The sequence below is a fragment of the Janthinobacterium lividum genome (genome assembly GCF_011601275.1).
Taxonomy (GTDB): Bacteria; Pseudomonadota; Gammaproteobacteria; order Burkholderiales; family Burkholderiaceae_D; genus Janthinobacterium; species Janthinobacterium lividum_E.
Window position 1 is genome coordinate 18,722 of sequence record NZ_JAAOLY010000001.1, and the last position, 22,372, is coordinate 41,093.

Annotated in this window: 16 protein-coding genes and 1 tRNA gene; 5 read left to right on the top strand and 12 right to left on the bottom strand. The window is 63.3% G+C overall.

Going from position 1 to position 22,372, the window contains the following annotated elements:
- Nucleotides 1-63: 63 nt before the first annotated feature.
- The 6 genes from GYK42_RS00105 to GYK42_RS00130 form a co-directional block, all read right to left on the bottom strand.
- Nucleotides 64-672: a 50S ribosomal protein L25/general stress protein Ctc gene (locus GYK42_RS00105; protein ID WP_035824067.1), complete on the bottom strand. Its 609-nt coding sequence runs from the start codon at nt 670-672 to the stop codon at nt 64-66.
- A 166-nt stretch (nt 673-838) separates the two neighbouring features.
- Nucleotides 839-1,789, bottom strand: coding sequence for a ribose-phosphate pyrophosphokinase (locus tag GYK42_RS00110; RefSeq protein ID WP_034753270.1), 951 nt, complete (start codon nt 1,787-1,789; stop codon nt 839-841).
- 150 nt (nt 1,790-1,939) lie between these two features.
- A tRNA-Gln gene (locus tag GYK42_RS00115) sits at nt 1,940-2,016 on the bottom strand.
- 78 nt (nt 2,017-2,094) lie between these two features.
- The gene (ispE, locus tag GYK42_RS00120; RefSeq protein ID WP_166445894.1) at nt 2,095-2,979 is read right to left on the bottom strand and encodes a 4-(cytidine 5'-diphospho)-2-C-methyl-D-erythritol kinase; all 885 of its coding nucleotides are present in this window, start codon (nt 2,977-2,979) and stop codon (nt 2,095-2,097) included.
- On the bottom strand, nt 2,976-3,626 hold the full coding sequence (locus tag GYK42_RS00125; protein ID WP_166445895.1) for an outer membrane lipoprotein LolB: 651 nt from the start codon (nt 3,624-3,626) through the stop codon (nt 2,976-2,978). The genes ispE and GYK42_RS00125 overlap by 4 nt, the downstream gene beginning before the upstream one ends.
- A 61-nt stretch (nt 3,627-3,687) precedes the next feature.
- Nucleotides 3,688-5,478 (bottom strand): tetratricopeptide repeat protein, encoded by a 1,791-nt coding sequence (locus GYK42_RS00130; protein ID WP_205711236.1) that lies wholly within the window; start codon nt 5,476-5,478, stop codon nt 3,688-3,690.
- A gap of 167 nt (nt 5,479-5,645) precedes the next feature.
- Here GYK42_RS00130 and mutM point away from each other — a divergent pair, with 167 nt between their 5' ends.
- The 5 genes from mutM to GYK42_RS00155 are packed head-to-tail and all read left to right on the top strand — an operon-like array spanning nt 5,646 to nt 12,004.
- Entirely contained in the window at nt 5,646-6,482 is an 837-nt protein-coding gene (mutM, locus tag GYK42_RS00135) for a bifunctional DNA-formamidopyrimidine glycosylase/DNA-(apurinic or apyrimidinic site) lyase (RefSeq protein WP_166445896.1), read from the top strand.
- A gap of 20 nt (nt 6,483-6,502) precedes the next feature.
- Nucleotides 6,503-8,404, top strand: a complete 1,902-nt coding sequence (locus GYK42_RS00140) for a dynamin family protein (protein ID WP_166445897.1) — start codon at nt 6,503-6,505, stop codon at nt 8,402-8,404.
- Nucleotides 8,405-8,427: 23 nt separating this feature from the next.
- Nucleotides 8,428-9,591 (top strand): A/G-specific adenine glycosylase, encoded by a 1,164-nt coding sequence (mutY, locus tag GYK42_RS00145; protein WP_166445898.1) that lies wholly within the window; start codon nt 8,428-8,430, stop codon nt 9,589-9,591.
- Nucleotides 9,591-11,393, top strand: coding sequence for a PhnD/SsuA/transferrin family substrate-binding protein (locus GYK42_RS00150; RefSeq protein ID WP_166445899.1), 1,803 nt, complete (start codon nt 9,591-9,593; stop codon nt 11,391-11,393). Before mutY ends, GYK42_RS00150 begins: the two co-directional genes overlap by 1 nt.
- Nucleotides 11,390-12,004: a response regulator transcription factor gene (locus tag GYK42_RS00155; RefSeq protein ID WP_166445900.1), complete on the top strand. Its 615-nt coding sequence runs from the start codon at nt 11,390-11,392 to the stop codon at nt 12,002-12,004. Before GYK42_RS00150 ends, GYK42_RS00155 begins: the two co-directional genes overlap by 4 nt.
- On the opposite strand, the gene GYK42_RS00160 is transcribed toward GYK42_RS00155, so the two are convergent.
- From GYK42_RS00160 to GYK42_RS00185, 6 genes are all read right to left on the bottom strand, one after another.
- Nucleotides 12,001-15,222, bottom strand: a complete 3,222-nt coding sequence (locus GYK42_RS00160) for a molybdopterin dinucleotide binding domain-containing protein (protein ID WP_166445901.1) — start codon at nt 15,220-15,222, stop codon at nt 12,001-12,003. The two genes, GYK42_RS00155 and GYK42_RS00160, sit on opposite strands and share 4 nt — an antisense overlap.
- Before the next feature lie 10 nt (nt 15,223-15,232).
- Nucleotides 15,233-16,339 carry an NrfD/PsrC family molybdoenzyme membrane anchor subunit gene (gene nrfD / locus GYK42_RS00165; protein WP_166445902.1) on the bottom strand — a complete coding sequence of 369 codons (1,107 nt, stop codon included), beginning with the start codon at nt 16,337-16,339 and terminating at the stop codon, nt 15,233-15,235.
- 3 nt (nt 16,340-16,342) lie between these two features.
- Nucleotides 16,343-17,053 carry a sulfate reduction electron transfer complex DsrMKJOP subunit DsrO gene (gene dsrO / locus GYK42_RS00170; RefSeq protein WP_058049488.1) on the bottom strand — a complete coding sequence of 237 codons (711 nt, stop codon included), beginning with the start codon at nt 17,051-17,053 and terminating at the stop codon, nt 16,343-16,345.
- 233 nt (nt 17,054-17,286) lie between these two features.
- Nucleotides 17,287-18,423 (bottom strand): deoxyguanosinetriphosphate triphosphohydrolase, encoded by a 1,137-nt coding sequence (locus GYK42_RS00175; RefSeq protein ID WP_166445903.1) that lies wholly within the window; start codon nt 18,421-18,423, stop codon nt 17,287-17,289.
- Nucleotides 18,424-18,425: 2 nt separating this feature from the next.
- Nucleotides 18,426-20,045 carry a bifunctional shikimate kinase/3-dehydroquinate synthase AroKB gene (aroKB, locus tag GYK42_RS00180; RefSeq protein WP_166446223.1) on the bottom strand — a complete coding sequence of 540 codons (1,620 nt, stop codon included), beginning with the start codon at nt 20,043-20,045 and terminating at the stop codon, nt 18,426-18,428.
- A gap of 106 nt (nt 20,046-20,151) precedes the next feature.
- Nucleotides 20,152-22,365, bottom strand: coding sequence for an Ig-like domain-containing protein (locus GYK42_RS00185; protein WP_166445904.1), 2,214 nt, complete (start codon nt 22,363-22,365; stop codon nt 20,152-20,154).
- Between the last annotated feature and the right edge of the window lie 7 nt (nt 22,366-22,372).

The window sequence follows — 22,372 nt, forward strand, 5'->3', positions numbered from 1 at the left end:
AAACCCGCGCGGCGAACCTGGCGGGTTTTTCCTTGCGACTACCGCATTGCTGCGGCGGCAAAATTACTTCTTGTCAGCAACAACTTCAGCAGCAGCGGCTTCAGCAGCAACGTGGCCAGCCGGTACCGAAGCGGTAGCGATGGTCAGGTTGGCGCCGTGGGTGACAGCGGTCACGCCAGCTGGCAGGACCAGGTCGCCTACGTGCAGCGAGTGGCCGACGTCGATGTTCGACAGGTCAACGTTGATGAATTCTGGCAGTTTGCCTGGCAGGCAAGCGACTTCGATTTCGTTGGCAACGTGGCTGATGGTCGCGCCGTGCAGTTTGACTGCTGGGGAAACGTCAGCGTTGATGAAGTGCAGAGCCACTTTCACGTGGATAGGCTGCGATGCGTCAACGCGCTGGAAGTCAGCGTGCAGAACCAGTTGTTTGTATGCGTGGACTTGGAAGTCGCGCAACAGAACTTGCTGGGAAACGCCGTCGATTTCCAGATCCAGGATCGACGAGTGGAACACTTCTTTTTTCAACGCGTGGTACAGGGCGTTGTGATCCAGCGAGATCAGCACTGGGGCTTCAGCGCCACCATAGACGATACCAGGGGTTTGGCCGGAAATGCGCAGGCGGCGGCTCGCTCCGGAACCTTGCAATTCGCGTTTAAATGCGATAACTTTCATGTGAAACTCCAAGAAGAACAAGGCTTGCGCCTTGTGTTATGAGGATACCCGCGACCAGGAATCCTCGAAAATGGGGTGCAAAACACCCCGAAAATTAAAACACTGCGGCGCAACAGGCAAAAAGCCGGTCGCGCCGCAGGCATTACGTCTGTTTCTATTTATCGAATTAATCGATAAAGAGGGAAATAACCGAATCGCCCTTGATGATGCGCTTGAACGTCTCGGCCAGCAGCGGCGCGCACGTCAATTGACGGATCTTGCCGCAGGCCAGGGCCGCTTCGGACAAGGGGATCGTATCGGTCACGACCAGCTCATCGAGTGGCGAGGCCGAAATACGGTCGATCGCCGGGCCCGACAGCACCGCGTGCGTGCAATACGCCACGACTTTTTTCGCGCCGCGTTCTTTGAGCACTTCGGCAGCCTTGGTCAGGGTGCCTGCCGTGTCGACCATGTCATCCATGATCACGCAGTTGCGGCCTTCGACTTCACCGATGATGTTCATCACTTCGGACACGTTCGCTTTTGGACGACGCTTGTCGATGATGGCCAGGTCGCAGCCCAGGCGTTTTGCCAGGGCGCGCGCACGTACCACACCGCCGACGTCCGGCGACACTACCAGCAGATCCTGGTAGTTTTTCTTTTGCAGGTCGCCCAGCAAAATTGGCGAAGCGTAAATATTGTCGACTGGGATATCGAAGAAACCTTGAATCTGGTCGGCGTGCAAGTCCATGATCAGGACGCGCTCGACACCGGCTTCTTCCAGCATGTTCGCCACCACCTTGGCCGAAATCGCCACACGCGCGGAGCGTGGACGACGGTCTTGGCGGGCGTAGCCGAAGTAAGGAATGGCGGCGGTGATGCGGCCAGCGGAAGCACGTTTCAAGGCATCAACCATCAGCATGATTTCCATCAGGCTGTCGTTGGTTGGAGCACAGGTGGATTGCAAAACAAAAACATCCTTGCCGCGTACGTTTTCGTTAATCTCGACCATTACTTCGCCGTCGGAGAATTTCGAAACGTTTGCTTTACCGAGAGGGATGCCGAGGTTTTTTGCGACCCCCTCTGCCAACGCTGGATTCGCGTTGCCGGTAAAAACCATCAGGTTTTCGTAAGCCATGGGAGTCCCAAGAGGTGATATAGAAGTCTTGAAAAGCACTAACCGGGCATAGGCCCGGTCAGTCATTGTTTAGAATATGCCGCGTGGCGACACATCTGCTTTTTCCCGCACTGGACGCCAACTTCGCATCGACAGACTACGGTGAAAGGGTGGCAGGGGAAGAAGGATTCGAACCTTCGCATGCTGGAATCAAAATCCAGTGCCTTAACCAGCTTGGCGATTCCCCTACGTTACTGACTGCTTGCCGTCATGTTGGCCAGTATTATACCGACTATTTGACGCTAAGCAAAATCTTTTTTTGCTCTCTACAACATGGTGAGCATCGGGTGGCGACTCAGCGCTTTTGCCTTCCAGGCGATCCAGACTGGTGGCACATTGCTGAGCACCGCATCCGCTTCTTCCTGACTGCCAAACGCACCAAACACACAAGCACCGGAACCAGTCATCCTGGCCTCACCGTAAGCACTCAGCCATTTTACCGCATCTGCTATCGGCTTGAAAAGACTGCATGCTACTTGCTGTAAATCATTCTTACCAAACCCGCCCGCATCGTTTCCTTCTGCGAGGTACCTGGAAAAGTCCGCTATTGTGACGGGTTCGGTATTTCTCGTCAAGCCTTCCGCGCAAAAAATTGCGGCGGTCGGCACTTGCACGCCAGGCTCGATCACGATATACCAGCAGTCCGGCGTGGCGACGGGTTGCAGGGCTTCGCCCACGCCTTCGGCAAAGGCATTCTCGCCAAAGATGAAAAACGGGATATCGGCGCCCAGCGGCAAGCCCAGCGCCATCAATTCCTCGCGCGTCAAACCCGCCTGCCACAGGCGGTTCAAGGCCATCAGGGCCGTCGCTGCGTCGGACGAACCGCCGCCGAGCCCGCCGCCCATGGGCAGCACCTTGTCGATGGCGATATCGACGCCGCGCGGCAAGGCGTCAGTACGGCGCAGCACTTCCGCCTGCAGCAGCCTGGCGGCGCGGATGATCAGGTCCTGCTCCTCCGGCACGCCGGCGAGCGCCGTCACGCGGCGGATCGCCGTGTCGTCGCGCAGCGCGAAGTGCAGGGTGTCGCCATGGTCGAGCAACTGGAACACCGTCTGCAGCAGATGGTAGCCATCGGCGCGGCGGCCGTTGACGTGCAAAAAGAGGTTCAGCTTGGCCGGGGCCGGGCAGTTATTCAGAGTCGTCAACGTCATTGTGCTTGAGCCGATGGAGCGGGATCGAGCACGATGCGCAACGACACGGCATCGGCCTGCGCGCTGGCATTGCGTTCGGCATCGATACGCCGCGGTTGGGGCAAGGCGCCCGGTGTATTGTCGGCCGCATTTTGCCCTACTTCTTGCCACGACACATAGCGCAAGCGCCAGCCGTCTTTCGTCGTGACGCTGTCATTGGCCGGGGAAGCGACGAAACGCTTGCCGTCGGCGCCCACGGCATGCCCTTGCAGCCAGTCGCGCAAGCCCGACACGGGCAAGGACCAGCCCAGCATCTGCGCGCTCAGAGTATCGACGTCCGGCGCGCTGCGCGGCGCCTTGCCGCTTTGCGTCAGCACGGCTTGCTGCGGCGTGACGGCGATCGTCGCCAGGGTGCTGCCGACGGGCGAATACAGGGTCACGTCCGTGCGCTGCGCCGTCTGCTGCCAGTTGAAATTGACGGTGGCCGATTCGGGCTTGTCATCCTTCTGGTACACGACGTTCAGGCGCCCTGTCAGTTCCACCTGTTCGCGGTAGGGTGCGACAGTTTGAGCGGAGGGTGCGGCGCCGGACGAAAAGGGGGAAGTCAGGGTCGAGCAGGCCGAGAGAGACAGGCAGACGAGTGTGAGAGGGATGAGTTTTTTTAACATGGGCACAAGGCAAAACCAGCGCCATGGCGCTGGTTTTTTATAGTTGAGTTAATCGATTCAATCACAAACTGACATTCAAGCGCGCCAGCGTACTTTTCAGCGCATCGTTTTTCGGGTCCTTGCCTTGCGCTTCGCGCCACAGCTTTTGCGCTTCAGCCTTGTCGCCCTTCTGCCACAGCACTTCGCCCAGGTGGACGGCGATTTCCGGATCGCTGCGCACGGCATAGGCGCGGCGCAGCGCGTTTTCCGCGGCGGCCAGGTTACCCATGCGGAACTGCACCCAGCCCATGCTGTCCATGATGAACGGGTCGCCCGGCGCCATCTGCAAGGCTTTTTCGATCAGCGCATGGGCTTCCTCCAGGCGCAGGCCCCGTTCGGCCAGCGAATAACCGAGCGCGTTGTACGCGTGCTGATTGTCGGGCGCCAGCGCCATCACGCGGCGCAAGCTCGCCTCCATCAGCTCGAATTTATCCAGACGCTCGGCCAGCAAGGCGTAGTCGTACAACAGTTCCGGATTGTCGGGGAAGCGCAGCAAGGCATTTTCCATCACCGTGTACGCGCTTTGCACGTAGCCGGCGTCGCGCAGGAATTGCGCATCGACCAGCAGCACCTGCGCCTGGCTTGCCGGATCGTCCGTTTCGATTTCCGTCAGCGCCTTGCGCGCCGCATCGAGATTGCCGCCACGGGCCATCAGCTGGGCGCGGCGCAAGCGCGCCTCGACATAGCCGGCCGACGCGCTGTTGTCGACCTTGTCCAGCCAGGCGATGGCGCCCGCCGTGTCGCCGCGCGTCTCGGCGATTTGCGACAGTATCATCAGGGCCTTGAACGGATCGCGCGTGTCGCCAGGGGATTTTTCGAGCACGGCCAGGAAGCGCTTGAAGTACTGCTCCGCGCCCTTGGTATCTTCCAGCTGCAGCGCCACGATGCCGAGCGCATACAGGGCGCCCACGTTATCGGGCTGGCTTTTCAGCAGCAGCAGGAACTGCTCGCGCGCCGGCTCCAGCTGCTTCTGCTCGACGAGCAGGCGCGCGTACGCGCCGCGCACTTCGACGGCGTCCGGATTCTTTTGCAGGAACGTGGCCAGCACCTTGTTTGCCGCCTCGGGTTCGCCCGTCACCTGCGCCAGGGTCAGCGCGGCAAACTCGGAGTTCGGCTTGATCGCCAGCGCCTTGTTCGCTTCGCCGATGGCGCGTTCACGCTCGCCGATCGACAAGGCGCCCTGCGCCAGCACCAGGTGCGCTTCGAACATGTCCAGGTAAGGCTGCACCAGGCGCGTCACCATCGAATAGGCATACAGCTTGTCATTCGAGCGCGACAAAATCTGCTGCATCTGGAACAGGGCCACGCCCCGTGCGCCACCCGGCGCATTGGCCAGACGCTCGGCGAAAATCGGTTCCGCTTCTTCGATCTTGTCCGTCAACACGACGAAGCCAAGGAAGAACTGCGTCGCCTCGTCCGATTCGGGCGCCAGCTCGCGCCACAGGCGGATGGCCGCCAGCGCTTCGCCGCCCTGCTTGGCGGCCAGCGCCATTTCGGAAGCGCGGCGCGCCAGGCGCGGGTCGCGCGTCTGCTGCGCCGCCACCATCATCGTCACGTACGGCCCTTGCCACTGACCGCTCTTGAATTCCATTTCTGCCTTGGTCAGCTTGTACAGCAGGTCGCTGCTCAATTCCACCTTGGGCAAACCCTCCGCCTTGGCATCAGCCTTGGACTCGGCGCCCTCTTCCTGCGGCGCGACGGGCGCGGCCGCAGAGGGACTGGCCGCGGCATCGGCAGGGGCGACAGGGGTCTGTGCCATGGCATGCGTGGCCATCAGGGCGGACAAGGTTACAATGGCGAAAGCGTTTTTCAAAGGCTGATCCTGGCTAAACGGCAAAGTTTGATTCTACGCCCAACGCGGCTATCGCGTACTTCACGTATGTAACGAAATATATACGTCGTGGCGGCGTGGCCTGCCAGGGCCAGCCCTCGGCCGGCAACCCGCCTGTTTTTTATCCGGTTTTCAACCATTCGAGCCCTATGCCAGAATTGCCAGAAGTCGAAGTCACACGGCGCGGTGTCGCGCCCCACCTGGAAGGGCGCGCCGTGCGCTCCGTCGTGCTGCGCCGCGACGGCCTGCGCTGGCCCTTCCCCCCTGCCCTGGGCGAGCAATTGTCGGGGCAAACCATCGGCCTGACGGGCCGCCGCGGCAAATACCTGCTGATCCACTTCCGCCACGGCACCCTGATCATCCACCTGGGCATGTCGGGCCACCTTCGCGTGCTGCCGACGGGGACGGAAGCGCAAAAGCACGACCATTTCGACCTCGTCGTGGAAGACGCGCAAGGCGGCAGCCAGGTGCTGCGCATGACGGACCCGCGCCGCTTCGGCGCCGTGCTGTGGCACGACGAGGCCGACGGACCGCTGGACGGCCACGCGCTGCTGCGCGGCTTGGGCACGGAACCGCTGGAAGGCGGCTTCACGGGCCAGCTGCTGTTCGAGAAAACGCGCAACAAGGGCACCAACATCAAGCAGGTGCTGATGGCGGGCGACATCGTCGTCGGCGTGGGCAATATCTATTGTTCCGAAAGCCTGTTCCGCGCGGGGATCAACCCGAAGACGCCAGCGCGGCGCATCGGCCTGGCCCGCTATGAGAAACTGGCGCAAGCGATCCGCGACGTGCTGGCCGAAGCCATCGTGCAAGGCGGCAGCACCCTGCGCGACTTCATCGGCGTGAACGGCCAGTCCGGCTACTTCCAGCAGACGTATTTCACGTACAACCGCGCGGGCAAGCCCTGCCGCGTGTGCGGCGCGCCTATCCGCCAGATCGTGCAGGGACAGCGTTCCACGTTTTACTGCGTGAATTGTCAAAAGTAAGCATAGGTAAAGGGGAGCAGATGGTCAGAGACCTGGAACAATACAGCGCATGGCGGCAGGACGTGCAGGCCGCCTTGCAGGCATACCGGCAAGCCGCCAGCGCGGCAGGCCTGGTCGACGGCGCCTCCGCGCTGCGCCTGGCGCGCTGTGGTTCCCGCCTGCTCGACGACCGTTTATCCGTCGCCTTCGTGGCGGAATTCTCGCGCGGCAAATCCGAGCTGATCAACGCCATTTTCTTTGCCGGCTACGGCCAGCGCATCCTGCCATCGGGCGCGGGCCGCACCACCATGTGCCCCACCGAGCTGCTGTACGACGCGGCCTGGCCGCCATCGATCCGGCTGCTGCCCATCGAGACGCGCGCGCAGAACCTGTCGACCAGCGACTACCGCGAGCTGCCGGCCGCCTGGACCATCCTGCCCCTGAATATCGAGGCGGGCGGCGACATGCAGGAAGCGATCCGCCAGGTCAGCCTGACGAAAAAAGTCAGTGTGGAAGAAGCGGCGCGCTACGGCCTGTACGACGCCGACGATGCGGACGCCCCCGCCATGCTCGACGAGGAGGGCCAGGTGGAGATCTCCATGTGGCGCCACGCCATCATCAACTTCCCCCATCCGCTGCTGAAACAGGGCCTGGTCATCCTCGACACGCCGGGCCTGAACGCCATCGGCACGGAACCGGAACTGACCCTGAACCTGATCCCGAACGCGCACGCGGTGCTGTTCATTCTGGCGGCCGACACGGGCGTCACGCGCAGCGATATCGAGGTATGGCGCAACCATATCGGCGCCGGCGCGGGCCGCCTGGTGGTGCTCAACAAGATCGACAGCATGTGGGACGAATTGCGCGGCGATGCCGAGGTGGCGCAAGCGATCGAGCGCCAGCAGGCCAGCGTGGCGCATCTGTTGACACTGGACGCGAGCCAGGTGTTTCCCGTCTCGGCGCAAAAGGCCCTGGTGGGCAAGATCAACGACGATGCGGCGCTGCTGGAAAAGAGCTGCCTGCTGCGGCTGGAGACGGCCTTGTTCGAGGAGCTGATCCCTGCGCGCAAGGACATCATCCGGCGCCAGCTGGCGTTCGACCTGGACGCCATCGAGGCGGCGCAGCAGGTGCAGGCGGCGGCCCGCGCGCGCGGCATCGCCGAGCAGCTGCACGAGCTGCACAGCTTGCGCGGCAAGAACCAGAGCGTGATCGCGCACATGATGCGGCGCATCGATATCGAGAAGAAGGAATTCGACAGCAGCCTGTTCAAGCTGCAAGCGACGCGCGCCGTGTTTACCCGCCTGTCGACGGAGCTGTACACAAGCCTGGGCATGGACATCGTGCGCGACGATATCGACGGCGTGCGCGCCGCCATGCAGCGCAGCCGCTTTTTCACGGGCTTGCGCGAAGCCGTGCGCCAGTATTTCGAACGCATCGCCAGCAACCTGGACCGCTCGGAAGGCAAGACGGCCGAGATCACGGAAATGATGAACGTGATGTACCGCAAATTCGCTTCCGAACACGGTCTGGCGCTGGCCTTGCCGATGCCGTTTTCGCTGGCCCGCTACCGCCAGGAGATCGCCGACATCGAAGCCGTCTACCATAAGCAGTTCGGCACGGCGACCCTGCTCACCACCAGCCGCGTCGTGCTGATGGAAAAATTCTTCGACACCATCGCCTCACGCGTGCGGCGCAGTTTCACCAACGCCAATGACGACGCCAGCGCCTGGCTGAAAGTCATCATGGCGCCGCTCGAAGCGCAGATCGTCGAGTACAAGGAACAGCTGAAACTGCGCTTTGCCTCGATCCAGCGCATCCACGATGCCACGGGCAGCCTGGAACAGAAAATCGCCGGCTTCGAGGCCAGCCTGGCGGCGCTTGAACGCGACAAGGCGCAGCTGGCGCAATTGCTGGCTGCCTTGCGCGCGGCCAGCGCAACATAGACAACAGAATACTGGAACCCTGCATGAAACGTCTGCTGCATCCGCTCTCGCCCGCCACAGGCGCGGCGCCTTTTGAAGACTATATCGACCCGACTTTTTCCGCCACCGTCATCGCCTGGCAAAAGCAGCATGGCCGCCACGCGCTGCCATGGCAAAACACGCGCGACGCCTACCTGATCTGGCTGTCCGAAATCATGCTGCAGCAAACGCAGGTCACCGCCGTGCTCGGCTACTACGCGCGCTTCCTCGAACGCTTCCCCACCCTGCGAGACCTCGCTAGCGCGCCTGTCGAAGACGTGATGGCGCAGTGGAGCGGCCTTGGCTACTACACGCGGGCGCGCAATCTGCACAAGTGCGCGCAGCGCGTGGTGGCCGAATACGACGGCGTGTTCCCCAGCGACCCGGCCCTGCTGGCCGACCTGCCCGGCATCGGCCGCTCGACGGCGGCCGCCATTTCCGCGTTTTCCAGCGGCACGCGCGCGGCCATCATGGACGGCAACGTCAAGCGCGTGTTCGCGCGCGCGTTTGGCATCGACGCCTATCCCGGCGAAAAACGGGTCGAGGAAGCCATGTGGCGCCGCGCCGAAGCGCTGCTGCCTGAGACGGGCATCGAAGCCTACACGCAGGGCCTGATGGACTTCGGCGCCACCCTGTGCACGCGCAGCAGCCCCGATTGCGGCCGCTGCCCCTTGCAGCCGCGCTGCATGGCCTACGCCACGGGCCGCACCAAGGATCTGCCTGTACGCAAACCAAAGAAAACCAGCCCGGAAAAACACGCCGTCATGCTGGTCGTCATCGACAACGGCCAGGTGCTGCTGGAGCAGCGGCCCGGCTCGGGCATCTGGGGCGGCTTGCTGTCGCTACCCGAACTCGATGGCCACGTGCTGGCCGATGAAGACTCTCCCCGTGCCATCGACCAGGATGCGCTGGCGCGCGCCGTGGCGCCATTCGGCGAAATCGAATCGCAGGAACGGTTGTTGCCCATCGTCCATGTCTTCACCCACTACAAGCTGCACATCGTCCCCTGCCGCATCATCCTGGCGCGCCGTTTGGCGCTGGCCGGGGAAGCGACGCACGTCTGGTACGACGGCGCGAAAATCGCGGATGCGCCGCTGCCCGCGCCCATCAAAAAGCTGCTGCTGGACCTGTTCGGCGATGCGCGTTCGGCGCAGCGCAGCATGTTTTAGTGCGTTTTTTACTGTTCGCGTTGGCGGTGCTGTGCCTACATGGCGCGCAAGCGGATGACGCACTGCCAGAGGTCCGCATTGGCGTGCTGGCCTACAAGGGCGGCGACGCCGTGCAGCAGGACTGGTCGTATGTGACGCGCCATCTGCAGGCCAGCATTCCCGGCATCCGTTTCATCCTGGCCGACTACGACCAGGCAGGCCTGACGCGCGCCGTGCAATCGCAAGCGATCGCCTTCGCCATCACCAGCAGCGGTCATTACGTGGCGCTCGAACACAGCGATGGTGCCAGCCGCATCGCCACCCTGGAATCGCCGTGGACGGACTCGCCGCGCCAGGCCATCGGTTCGGCCATCGTCGTGCGCAGCGCGTCGCCGCTGCATGACCTGGCCGACCTGGCTGGCAAGAACGTGATGGCCGTGACGCCCGACGCCTTTGGCGGCTACCAGATCGCCGCGCGCGAACTGCGCGAAGCGGGCATCGATCCCACGCACGATTTTGCCAGCCTGCGCTACAGCGGTTTTCCCTCGCAGCAGATCGTCGACGCCGTACGGGCCGGACGCATGGATGCGGGCATCGTGCGCACCTGTTTGCTGGAACAGATGGTGGCGCGCGGCGAAGTGCGTTCCGAGGAACTGCGCGTGATCACCACGCGCCCGATACCCGGCTTTCGCTGCGCCAGCTCGTCGCGCCTGTATCCGGACTGGCCCTTCGTCGCTCTGCGCCAGACGCCGCCCGCGCTGGCAAAAAAAGTGGCGCAAGCCCTGCTGGCCATGCCGCGCACGGCCGAGGGTTATAGCTGGACGGTGCCCAGCGATTACCAGATCGTCGATGAACTGTTCCGCGACTTGCGCATCGGCCCTTACGCCTACCTGGACAAGCTGACGTTCGAGACGGCGCTGCGCCGCTACTGGGGCTGGATGCTGCTCGTGCTGGCCCTGCTCGTGGCCTGGGCCGTGCACACAGTGCGCGTGGAATACCTGGTCAGCCGGCGCACGGAGCAATTGCGCGCGGCCCAGCACCAGCAGCGCGCGCTGGAAGAACAGGCGCGCCAGCGCCAGGCCACACTCGACCACACGGCGCGCCTGGCCATCCTGGGCGAAATGGCCAGCGCCATCGCGCACGAATTGAACCAGCCGCTGGCGGCCATCGGCAATTTCGCGCGCGGCATGGCGCGCCGCATCACGGCGGGCCGCCTCGACGCGGCGCCGCTGCTCGACGGCGCGCAGGAAATCGCCACGCAAAGCGAGCGCGCGGGCGCCATCATCCGGCACATCCGCGCGATGGCGCAAAAGCGTCCCGCGCACAGCACGGCCTTCGCCCTGGCCGGCGCCGTGGAGCAAGCCGTGGCACTCTTCCGCGCCGCCCATCCGCACGCCCATATCAGCTGGAACCACGAAGGCAGCAACCTTGACGCGCGCGTGCTGGCCGACCCGCAGCAAGTGCAGCAAGTGCTGCTCAATCTGCTGAAAAATGCGCTCGATGCGCAGGTGGAAAACGACAATCCGGGACACCCCATCGGCGTGCTGCTGCACCGTGAAAACGGCGCCTGCACGGTGGCCGTGCGCGACGCCGGATGCGGCCTCGATGCGGCGCAGATGGCGCGCCTGTTCGAACCGTTTTTTACCACCAAGGCCGAAGGCCTGGGCCTGGGCATGTCGCTCAGCAAAAGCATCATCGAATCGTTCGGCGGCAGCCTGTCGGCGCACGCCAATGCCGATGCGCCAGGCTTGACGGTCTGGTTCCGCCTGCCCGAAGATAGCGGCATGCAAGCACATCAGGAAAACCAAGAGGACACACCATGAATGAAAGCGACGCGATCATCTTTGTCGTCGACGACGATGCCGCCATGCGCCGCTCGCTGGCCTATCTGTTCGATTCGGCCGGCTGGAAAGTGCAGACGTTCGAGTCGGCGCGCGACTTCCTGCAGCGCTACGCGGGCCATGCCCCGGGCTGTCTGCTGCTCGACGTGCGCATGCCCTTGATGAGCGGGCTGGAGCTTCAACAGGAGCTGTCGCGTCACGCCATCGCCCTGCCCGTGATTTTCTTGAGCGGCCACGGCGACCTGGCCATGGCCGTGCAAACGATGAAAGCGGGCGCTTGCGACTTTCTGGAAAAGCCATGCAAGGACCAGGTATTGCTGGACGCCGTCTCGCGCGCCGTGGCCCGCAGCATGGAAGAAAGCCGCAGCGCCGCCAGCACCAATACGGCACAGGCAGCACTGGCGACATTGACGGCGCGCGAACGCGAAGTGGCGCTCTTGATGGCCGAAGGCAAAGCGTCGAAAGTCATCGCCCGCGAGCTGGGCATCAGCGACAAGACGGTGCAGGTGCACCGCCATAACACGATGGAAAAACTGGGCCTGCATTCAGCAGCCGAGGTAGCCCGGCTGCTGATGGCAGGTGGACAACTCTAAACCCGCACGATGCGCGCCGGCAGCCCCTGCCGCACCGCCGTGCCCGAGACGGGATCGACAAACACGTTCTTGTCGCCGCGACTCGGGTCCGTCAATCCCAGGTCGTTCAGGTTGATGCCCGCGCCGATGGCCGGTTCGTCGGGCTGGCGCAGCTTGCCGATGCGGTGGGCGCGCGCGCCGTGTTCCTTGTGGCCGAAACCATGTTCGATGGCGATCACGCCCCGCTGCACGCCGTGGCGCAGCATCACCGTGGCCCTGGCCTTGCCGCCCGGCGTTTCCAGGTAAATCACGTCGCCATTTTGCAGCTTCAAGCGGGCCGCATCGTCGGGGTGCACGGCGACCGGGTTGTCGGGATGGATGCCGCGCAAGCGCCGCGCGCCGATGCTGTACGAGTTCTGCAGCGCCGATTTAAAACTGATCAACTCGAACGGCCACTCGCTGGCCGGGTAGGCCTTGCGCACGGGCGTGCCGTCGGCAAACGCCGCCACTCTCCAGGCAGGTGTGCCGGGGAAACGCTTGCCGCTCAAGCTGTTCTTGCTCACACCCAAGGCCTCGTTGTACAGCATCATCGGCTTCAGGTAGCGGTGCGTGGACCAGTCCTGCGGATACGGTGTCTCGTCGATCACCGGTGCAGGAACAGCCGGTGCCTTGGGGTTCGCGGGCGGCGGCAGGCGCAGGCCGAACATCTCGCCATAGCTCTGGTAGCGCCCTCCTCGCGCCAGCATGAAGGCCACCTTGCGCCACTCTTCCGGCTTCAGGGTGCGTTCCAGCTCGGCACGGATGCGCGCCACGCCGGACAGCTCGATGTCGTCGTCGCTGGCCTCCGGCACGGACGTTTTCCCCTGCCACGCGATGTTGGCGCCGCCGCGCAGATACCAGTCTTCCGCGCGCTGCAGGGGGAAGCGCTGGCCATCCATGTCTTGCAAGGCGTCCGGGCCGAAGCCGGGCAAGTCCATCGTTTTGGCCAGCGCGATGAAGAACGATTCCATGCAGATGGTCTGGCCGTCCGGCGTTTTTTGCACGCGCGGCTCGACCACGGGCCAGCGCGCCGTGCTCATTTTGACGGGCATGCCGCCCCAGGCGCCGGCCCAGCCCCAGCTTTCATACAGCAAGGTATCGGGCAGCAGGTAGTCGGCAAAGGCCGAGCTTTCATTGATGAAGGGGTCGATGGCGACGATCAGTGGAATCTTCTTCGGATCGGCCAGTTCCTTGCCGATCTGCGCGCGCAAGCCCGTGATGCCGTAGACGGGATTGCAGCTCCACAGGATCAGCGCCTTCAAGGTGTACGGATAGCCGTTCATGGCGCTGGTGAGCCACTCGGTGGCCAGCGCAGGTGCGTTCGGATACCACGGCGCCCTGGCCGGATAGGCCTTGCCCGCTTCTTTCTTCAGCTTGAATTCCGAGGTTTTTTCATACGGCACATTGCGTCCGATCGGCATGCCGGCCGCCTTGGTCTCGCCGTCAAAACTCTCGAGGTTGTAGCGCGGACCGGGGCCCGCATCCTTGAAGCTGCCGCCGTTGACGAGAGTGCCACCCTTGCGGTTCAAATTGCCGATCAGGGTATTGAGCATGACCAGCGCGTACGCGTTATAAAATCCCGCGCCCGACATCATGCCGCCGTGCGCATTGACGGCGGCGCGCTTGCCGTGGCTGGTCAGTTCCTGCGCCAGGCCTTCGATGATGTCGCGCCCGATGCCGCAGGCGCTTGAGTATTCCTCCATGCTGTGGCGCTGCGCTTCCTCGTTGAGCATCGTCATCGCTGTCTTCAGGTGCAGCGGCGCGCCGGCCACGTCCAGCGGGCCATCGAAGAACAGGCGCGCCTCGCCCTTGGCCGCGCTGTGCGGCACGATGGCTTGCGTGGCAGAGTCGATCACGCAGAAGGCGTCACCATCCTTGTAGCGCTCTTCTTCCGCCAGTTCCACCGCGCCGATGTCGGATGCGCGCAGGTAGCGGCCATCGCGCGGATGGCCCTTTTCGTTGATGATCAGGTGCGTGGCGTTGCACCAGGCGGCTTCGCCCGCCGCTTCCGCCACCTTCAGGTTCGGCTGCACGAGGAAGTTGCGGTCATAGCGTTCGTGCTCGATGATCCAGCGGATCATGGCCATGGCCAGCGCGCCGTCCGTGCCCGGCTTGATCGGCACCCAGCGGCTGCGGTCGCCCGCCGCCAGGCTGTCCGCATTCGTCAGCACGGGATCGACGACGACGTAGCTGAATTCGCGCTTGCCCGAACGGGCCTTGGCGATCAGGGTACCCTGGCGCTTGAACGGGTTGCCCGCATTGCCCGGCGCCGTGCCGACGAAAATGCAGAACTCCGTGTTTTCCAGATCCACTTTCGCATGCGGCATTTTCTTCATGTCGCCGAACATGGCGCCCGAGCCGCTGCGGTAGGCGCCGCCGCAATACGAGCCGTGGTTGACCAGGTTCAGACTGCCGTACGACTGCTTGAAAAAGCGCGTACCGAACGCCAGGCGGCCATCGTCTGTGCTGCACATCAGGCCCACCTGGTTCACTTGCGGACCCAGTTCCGGCTGCGCCGGATCGATCGGTTTTTTCAGCTCGCGCAAGGCGCGCAAGCCCTGTACGTGGCCTTCGCCAAACAGGTCGCCGCCTTCCGTCACTTCCTTGACCAGTTGATCGAAAGCGATCGGTTCCCACTGGCCGCCGCCGCGCGGCCCCACGCGCTTCATGGGCGCGAGCACGCGGAACGGCGACTCCATCTGTTCCAGCACGCCGTTGCCCCGGCCGCAAGCCGTCGAGCGGCCCTTCAAGCCCTTTTCCTCGAAGCGCGACAGCGAGACAAAGCTGTCGCGTATCGAGGTCTGGTATGGCAGCGCCGGATCGGCCGACAGGGGGCTGTACGGATTGCCCGCCACGCGCAAGACCTTGCCGCTTTTTTTATCGAGGCGTACGCGCACGCCGCAAAACGTGGTGCAGCCCATGCACATGGTGTAGCTCACTTGCTGGTCCGGATTGACCGTCAGTTTGCCCGTGGCCGTGTCGACGGAAAACTCGGGCGGCAGCGAATTGCCATGTAGTTTCTGCACAGGTTTATCTTTGCCCAGCGCGTGGTCGACCATGCGGCCAGCCGTGGTGGAAAAGCTGGCGGCAAACGCGGCCAGCCCGCCGCCGATGGCGCCGTAGCGCAGCAGCTTGCGGCGTTTTTCATTTTCGTCTTCGGGGACGTCGTTGCGGTCGTCGTCGTGTGTGCGTTCATTCATTTTTGACTCCTCAGTACGTGGCCATGGCGGGACGGTTGCGCAGCATGCGCCCGGCCCATGGCAAAAATTCCAGCATCAGCAACAGCAGCGCGATCCACAGGCCCGCCGTGCCGATAATCCCCATCAAGCCGTCGTTCCCCATCGGCAGGTGGTAGTCATACAGGCCCGCGCCCGTTTTCGGGATCGTCTGGCCGCCGATGAAAATCGTCCAGCGCATCATCCAGGCGCTATGCAGCGCGATCAGGCCGTTGACCAGGCCACTCGTGGCCGGGCGCCAGATGGCCAGGGCCATCGGCACGATGGCCGACAGCACGGCCCAGACGGCCGTGAACTGCCATTGCGGCATGCCGGCCACCTGCGTAAATGCCATGCTGTGGCTGGCGCTCACGCCGGACAGGCTGACGAACAGCCAGCCGCCGCCCAGGGCCAGCACCAGCGCCAGCGACAGGGCCAGCGCCCGGTTCAGCGATACTTCCAGCGTCTGGTCGCGGCCCGGCAGGAAACGGTTGAACAACAGCGCCAGGCCCACCGCCCCGACAAAGGCCGTGGCGGCAAATTGCGCCGGCAGGAAGGGCGTAAACCACAGGGGACGGGCGCGCACCACCATCACTTCCATGCCCGTGTACAGGCCCACGACAAAGGCGGCCAGCAAGGTGCAGGCGGCGGCGGTGACGATGGCCTTGCGCGAGACGGCGCCACCGCGCCCCAGCAATCGATAGGCAAAGGCGAGACGGTCCTTGCTCTGCCCCCGCGTGGCGAAGTCCACGCGCAGCGCCAGCCACGCGTACAGCATCAGACAACCCAGATACAGGGGAATGAAGAACGAACCCCACGACATCCACGACTGCGGCTGGAAGTAAATGTAGAAATGGTAGAAGCGCCCCGGCCCGTGCAGGTCGGCCAGCAGCGCCACGGGCGCCGTCATGCCGCAGACGAGGGACGCCAGCAGCGCGATGCGCCCCAGGCGTTCATACGCCTTGCGGCCGAAGACGAAGTACGGCAAAGTCAGCATGAAGCTGCCGTAACTGAGGCCGATGAGGAAAAAATACTGCACCGCCCACGGCAGCCATGCCGCTTCGCGCGTGACGTTGACAATTTCGGTGATGTGGCTGTCCATGGTTTATTTCCCGTGTTTGCTCGGTTGCCAAAGAGTCGCTTCGCCTTCGACGTGGCCGGCGAAGCGCGTGTCCAGTCCCAGGTAGAACACGTGGGGCTGGGTGCCCTGCTCGGGTTTGAGCACCTTCACCTTGTTCTCGGTGAGCAGCTGGTGCACCAGGCTTTCCGGGTCATTGAGGTCGCCGAAGATGCGCGCGCCGCCCACGCAGGTTTCCACGCAGGCCGGCAGCAAGCCTTCATCGACGCGGTGCGCGCAGAACGTGCATTTGTCGGCCTTGCCCGTTTCGTGGTTGATGAAGCGCGCGTCGTACGGACACGCTTGCACGCAGTAGGCGCAGCCCACGCAGCGGTCGCCGTCGACGACGACGACGCCATCCTTGCGCTGGAAGGTGGCGCCCACGGGACAGACGGGAATGCAGGGGGGATTGGCGCAGTGGTTGCACAGGCGGGGCAGCATGTAGGTGCCGCAGCGGTTCTCTTCCTTCACTTCATAGGTCGAGACGACGGTGCGGAAGCTGTTTTCCGGCACGGCGTTTTCCATGATGCAGGAGACCGTGCAAGCCTGGCAGCCGATGCACTTCTGCACGTCGACCACCATCGCCCAGCGCTGGCCGCCTTCGCCCTTCGTGGCCGCCTTGCCGGGCAGCGGCGCGATGGCCGCCCCGATGGTTACGGCTGGCAAGGCGCGCAAGAAACTGCGGCGCGATTCAATCATGACACTCTCCTTGACTATGGGCGGCAAGCCCTTGTTGACTTGCTGCCATGATAGAAAAGAAGGCGCTGCGGGGATATTGGGATGATAGTGCGGGGACCTAGATGATCATGCCAATTGACAGGATCGACAATGCGGAGTAGGTCGGATTAGCGCGGCAAGGCCGCGCGTAATCCGACAACATTGTTGGCAGGGACGGTGGAGCTGTCGGGTTACGCCGTTCCGGCTAACCCGACCTACAATTCATCCAAAGAATACAGCCTGCGATGCTCGCGGATCGCGTAGCGGTCCGTCATGCCGGCGATGTAGTCGGCGATCTTGCGCGCCTGTTGCGTGACGTCGCCATCCTTGAGTTGATAGTCGGGCGGCAGCAGGGCCGGTTCGGCCATGAAGCTGTCGTACAGTTCGCGCACGATGCGGCTGGCCTTGACGCGCATGCGGTTGACCTGATAGTGGCGATACAGGTTCGCCCGCAAGAAGCGCTTCAGGTCCGTCGCGTCCTTGCGCATGGCGTCCGAAAAACGGATCAGCGGGGCACTGGCGCGCACTTCGCTCACATCACGCGGCGCGGCATCGGCAATCAGGCCGGTCGAGGTGACGATCAGATCGTCGGCCAGGGCCGTGATCAGGCGGCGCAGGGTTTCATAGATGGCGCGCCGGCCCGACAGGCCGGGGAACGCCTGCTGCACGTCGCGCCACAGGCGGCCGAAGAATTCCACCTCTTCCAGCTGGGAGATTGTGATCAGGCCGGAACGCAGGCCGTCGTCGATATCATGGCTGTTGTAGGCGATTTCATCGGCCAGGTTGGTCAGCTGCGCTTCCAGGGTCGGTTGCGTGCGGTCGATGAAGCGCTGCGCCACGGGACCGAGCTCGCGCGCATGCGCCAGCGAGCAGTGTTTCAGGATGCCTTCGCGCGTCTCGAACATCAGGTTCAAGCCATCGAAGGCGCCGTAGTGCTCTTCCAGCGTGTCGACCACGCGCAGGCTTTGCAGATTGTGCTCGAAGCCGCCATGCTCCTGCATGCACTCGTTGAGCACATCCTGGCCCACGTGGCCGAACGGCGTGTGGCCCAGGTCATGCGCGAGCGCGATGGCTTCCACCAGGTCTTCGTTCAGCCGCAGGTTGCGCGCGATGGAGCGCCCCACTTGCGCCACTTCCAGGCTGTGCGTCAGGCGCGTGCGGAACAGGTCTCCCTCGTGGTTGAGGAAAACCTGCGTCTTGTATTCGAGACGGCGGAAGGCCGAGGAATGGATGATGCGGTCGCGGTCGCGCTGGAACTGGCTGCGCGAGGCGTGCGGCGCCTCGGCAAAGCGACGTCCCTGGCCCTGTGCCGAATGGGCTGCATAGGGAGAAAGGAAGTCTTCGGGAGTCATGGCTATTGCACTCCGGCGGCCAAGGTGGCCAGCACCAGTTCGTGCGGCGCGGACGTGATGTTCGGGCTGCCCAGCGGTTGCAAGAGGATGAACTTGATGGCGCCGCCCTCGTTCTTCTTGTCCACTTCCATCAGTTCCAGCCAGCGCTCGACACCGAGGTCCGGCGCCTTGACCGGCAGGCCGGCGGCGGCGACGAGTTTGCGCACGCGCTCGACGGCCGCCTGGTCGATATAGCCCATGCGGCACGACAGGTCGGCCGCCATCACCATGCCGCAGCCGACGGCTTCGCCGTGCAGCCAGTGGCCATAACCGAGGCCCGCCTCGATGGCGTGGCCGAAGGTGTGGCCGAAGTTCAGGATGGCGCGCAAGCCGCCTTCGCGCTCGTCCTGGCGCACCACGTCGGCCTTGATTTCGCACGAGCGGGCGATCGCATACGCGAGGGCGCCCTTGTCGCGCGCCATCAGCTTGGCCATGTTCGCCTCGATCCAGTCGAAAAACGCCGCGTCGATGATGGCGCCATGCTTGATCACTTCGGCCAGGCCCGCCGACAGCTCGCGCGCCGGCAGGGTTTCCAGGGTCGAGGTGTCGGCGATCACGGCGCGCGGCTGGTAGAAGGCGCCGATCATGTTCTTGCCCAGCGGGTGGTTGATACCCGTCTTGCCGCCGACGGAGGAATCGACCTGCGCCAGCAAGGTGGTGGGCACCTGCACGAAGCCGATGCCGCGCATGTAGCTGGCCGCCGCATAGCCGGTCAGGTCGCCGATCACGCCGCCGCCCAGCGCCACCAGGGTGGTCTTGCGGTCGCATTTATTGGCCAGCAGCGCGTCAAAGATCTGCATCAGGCTGGCCCAGTTTTTATATTCTTCGCCGTCCGGCAGAACGATGCTGATCACTTCGCGGCCATCGCTGGCCAGCGCCGCCTGCAGGCGGCCCAGGTACAGCGGCGCGACGGTGGTATTGGTGACGATGGCCACCTTGTGGCCGCTGATATGGCGCAGCAGCGCATCGGCGTCGGCCAGGAGGCCAGGACCGATGGCGATCGGATAACTGCGTTCGTCGAGGTCTACGCTCAACAACATTTTGGATTGCTCGTTCATCGAAGGCTCTGCATGAATGACGCAGTTGGGCGAGGCCTCGCATTCGAGGCTGGCCAGCTGCATCAGGATGGTCTGGACCATCGATTGTACGTTAGGACGGCCCGTGTCTATGACAATGTCGGCCACTTCCATGTAATGGGGCTCGCGCTGCGCCGTCAGCTCTTCGAGCTTCCTGCGCGGGTCGGCCGTCTGCAGCAGGGGACGATTCTTGTCATGGCTGGTGCGCGCGAGGATGTTGCTGACGCTGGCGCGCAGGTACACGACCGTGCCCCGTTCCTTCAGATAGGCGCGGCTGTCGGCATTGAGGATGGCCCCGCCGCCCGTGGCCATGACGATGCCTTCCTGGGCGCTCAGGTCGCGGATGACCTCGGCCTCGCGCCGGCGAAAGCTGGCCTCGCCCTCGATTTCAAAGATCCACGGGATGGTCGCTCCCGTGCGTGCCTCGATTTCGTGGTCGGAATCGACAAAGCGCAAGCCCAGCTTGCGGGCCAGGATGCGCCCGATCGTGGTTTTGCCTGCGCCCATGAGGCCGACAAGGAAAATATTACTGTTGGAAATTTCGGACACTTTTAATATCAATCAATCAGAAAATAACGGGGGCCGCCCTCGACGGCCCCCGCCCCCCCGCAGGTCAAGGACAGGAGAATGTCAGTCTAAACGGGTAACTGGTGGCGTTGCCCAGCGGCGTCGTCACTGTCACATTAAACGTATTGACTACATCGGCGACACAATTGGTCGGCGTCATACTGTTAATTGTAACGGTATGCAGGCTGCCCTGGTTACCCTTGATGTTGTTGCCAGTCCTGTCATCGACACCAGCAATATTGTGCGGGTAGATATTTTGCACTGTCGCCGGCAACACAGAAACTTGCCCATTGACGGCATTCGTGATTGTCACCGTGCTACCGGATGGCATCGGATTCTGATGCAGGTCGCTGATCAGCAGGCGGAATGTGCGGGGCAGGCTCGCCGACCGGGAACCCAGGTCATACTCCGCACGATTCAGGGTAGCGACACTGCTATCGTCGTTCGTCAGGATAACCTTGTCAGGATGGCTGTCGCTTAAAAAGATGGCGATCTTCGCAAATAACGTCTTGCTGCCGTCCGAAGTGCTGGCGCAGACGGTTGCCAGGCCTGGCCACAAGCTGTCGGGCGTGCCGCCATGGCTGACGTCATTGCAGGGCGTGACCGGCGGACTGGTCGCCTCGCGCGGGTTCTGGCTGCGGAAGTCGACCGAGCAGCCGCCGTTCATGGTGGTGCAACCGCCCATGCTGGACGAGCCGATGGCGCCCAAATTGCTCTGAAATACTACCGGCGTACCGTCAGGAACGGGGTTGCCCGCTTGATCTGCCAGCAAGATAGTGACGGTCGTGGCAGGGGTGCCTACGGGGCTGTCATACGACCAGCCTTCCACGCTGGACTTGACGGAGCTGAGCGAAAACGCCGTTTGCACAGGCAAACCCGTCGTTACCAGGATGGAATCGGACAAGGTGGAAATGCCAGAGGCCAGACTGGCCTTGACGCGGAATGTGGTCGGGGTGGTGCCGGAATTGACGGTGGTGATGACGTCACCGTTGGCATCCGTGGTGTCTTTCAGTTTATTGAGCGTCATGCCAGGGCCGTTCAACAACGAAAACGTCACTTCCTGGCCGACCAGCGGTTTGTTGAAAGTATCGAATACGCGGAAAGTCAGCGTGGCCATTTCCGTGCGCGCTATGCCGCCCTGCCCTTGAATCACGATCGATTTGCCTACCGGACTGACGCTGGAAAATTGTACCGATGCCGGCGCGACACGGCCGATCGGCAGCGTCGCGTGGTACATGGAAGCGCTGCCCATCACTGTGGCATTGACCATATCGTAGTCATTGCAGCCCAGGTCGCGGAAAACAGCCGTAGCCTTGCCGTTGACTACCGGCACGCCGCTGGTCACGCTAGCCTTGCCGGCCTGCACGCAAGTCGAACTGAAATTGACCGTCTGGCCTGATCCCGTGTACAGGCTGCTGCCAGCCATGACATCAACCGTGACGTTGGTGGTGCCATAGGCCGGGATGCTGGCGGGCGAAAACTGCATGTTGCTCGCTATCAGATCGGTGGCTCCCAGCACATAATTGATCTGGCTGCTGGCGACGGCGCCATTGGCCGTCGTCGTCGCCTGCAAAGTGGCTGCGCCGCTGGCGGACAGGCTGAATGGCCGCAGCGTGACGCTGGCCGTGCCTGTCGCATCGGTCAGTGCCGTTCCCACCGATGACGACATGACGGCCAAGGTGTTGTCAGTGGAGAACGCGACCAGGGCGTTGGTGATTGGCTTGCCGTTTAAATCGGTCACCAGTGCCTTGGCTGTCAGCGGCGTGGCGCTCGACAAGGTATTGCTGGCACTATTGCCGTTCAGCAAGGAAAGCGTCATTTTGGCGCCAGATGCCTGGGCCGCTTTAATTGCATAGCTCGCTTCGCCGCTAATCGTGGCGGTGCCTGCCGCGACAGTCGCCGTCAGCTTGCCCGCACCGGCAACGGTGGCGTTCAAGGCCGAGACGGTGATGCTGGCATAGCCCTTGAGGTCCGTCAGCGCCGTGCCATTGGTCGATGACAACGTTACCAGTGTGGCGTCGGAGGCGAAAGTGACGACCGCATTGCTGACCGCAGCACCATTTTTATCGAGCACCAGCGCCTTGGCCGTCAACGGCGTGGTGCTGCTTAATGTACTGGCAGGCTGGTCGGCCGAGTTCAACAGGCTCACCGTCACCGTCGCGGCCACGCCGCCCGTCGTCCCACCACCATTGCCGCCATCGATGGTCGGGTCACCGCCACCGCCGCCACACGCGGCCAGTACAGAGCCAATGACCAGCAAAGCCAGC

Excerpts from the sequence above, each read along its gene's own strand:
- GYK42_RS00105 (WP_035824067.1), bottom strand. The coding sequence starts at position 672 with ATGAAAGTTATCGCATTTAAACGCGAATTGCAAGGTTCCGGAGCGAGC.
- GYK42_RS00110 (WP_034753270.1), bottom strand. The coding sequence starts at position 1,789 with ATGGCTTACGAAAACCTGATGGTTTTTACCGGCAACGCGAATCCAGCG.
- ispE (WP_166445894.1), bottom strand. The coding sequence starts at position 2,979 with ATGACGTTGACGACTCTGAATAACTGCCCGGCCCCGGCCAAGCTGAAC.
- GYK42_RS00125 (WP_166445895.1), bottom strand. The coding sequence starts at position 3,626 with ATGTTAAAAAAACTCATCCCTCTCACACTCGTCTGCCTGTCTCTCTCG.
- mutM (WP_166445896.1), top strand. The coding sequence starts at position 5,646 with ATGCCAGAATTGCCAGAAGTCGAAGTCACACGGCGCGGTGTCGCGCCC.
- GYK42_RS00140 (WP_166445897.1), top strand. The coding sequence starts at position 6,503 with ATGGTCAGAGACCTGGAACAATACAGCGCATGGCGGCAGGACGTGCAG.
- mutY (WP_166445898.1), top strand. The coding sequence starts at position 8,428 with ATGAAACGTCTGCTGCATCCGCTCTCGCCCGCCACAGGCGCGGCGCCT.
- GYK42_RS00155 (WP_166445900.1), top strand. The coding sequence starts at position 11,390 with ATGAATGAAAGCGACGCGATCATCTTTGTCGTCGACGACGATGCCGCC.
- GYK42_RS00160 (WP_166445901.1), bottom strand. The coding sequence starts at position 15,222 with ATGAATGAACGCACACACGACGACGACCGCAACGACGTCCCCGAAGAC.
- nrfD (WP_166445902.1), bottom strand. The coding sequence starts at position 16,339 with ATGGACAGCCACATCACCGAAATTGTCAACGTCACGCGCGAAGCGGCA.
- dsrO (WP_058049488.1), bottom strand. The coding sequence starts at position 17,053 with ATGATTGAATCGCGCCGCAGTTTCTTGCGCGCCTTGCCAGCCGTAACC.
- GYK42_RS00175 (WP_166445903.1), bottom strand. The coding sequence starts at position 18,423 with ATGACTCCCGAAGACTTCCTTTCTCCCTATGCAGCCCATTCGGCACAG.
- aroKB (WP_166446223.1), bottom strand. The coding sequence starts at position 20,045 with ATGGGCGCAGGCAAAACCACGATCGGGCGCATCCTGGCCCGCAAGCTG.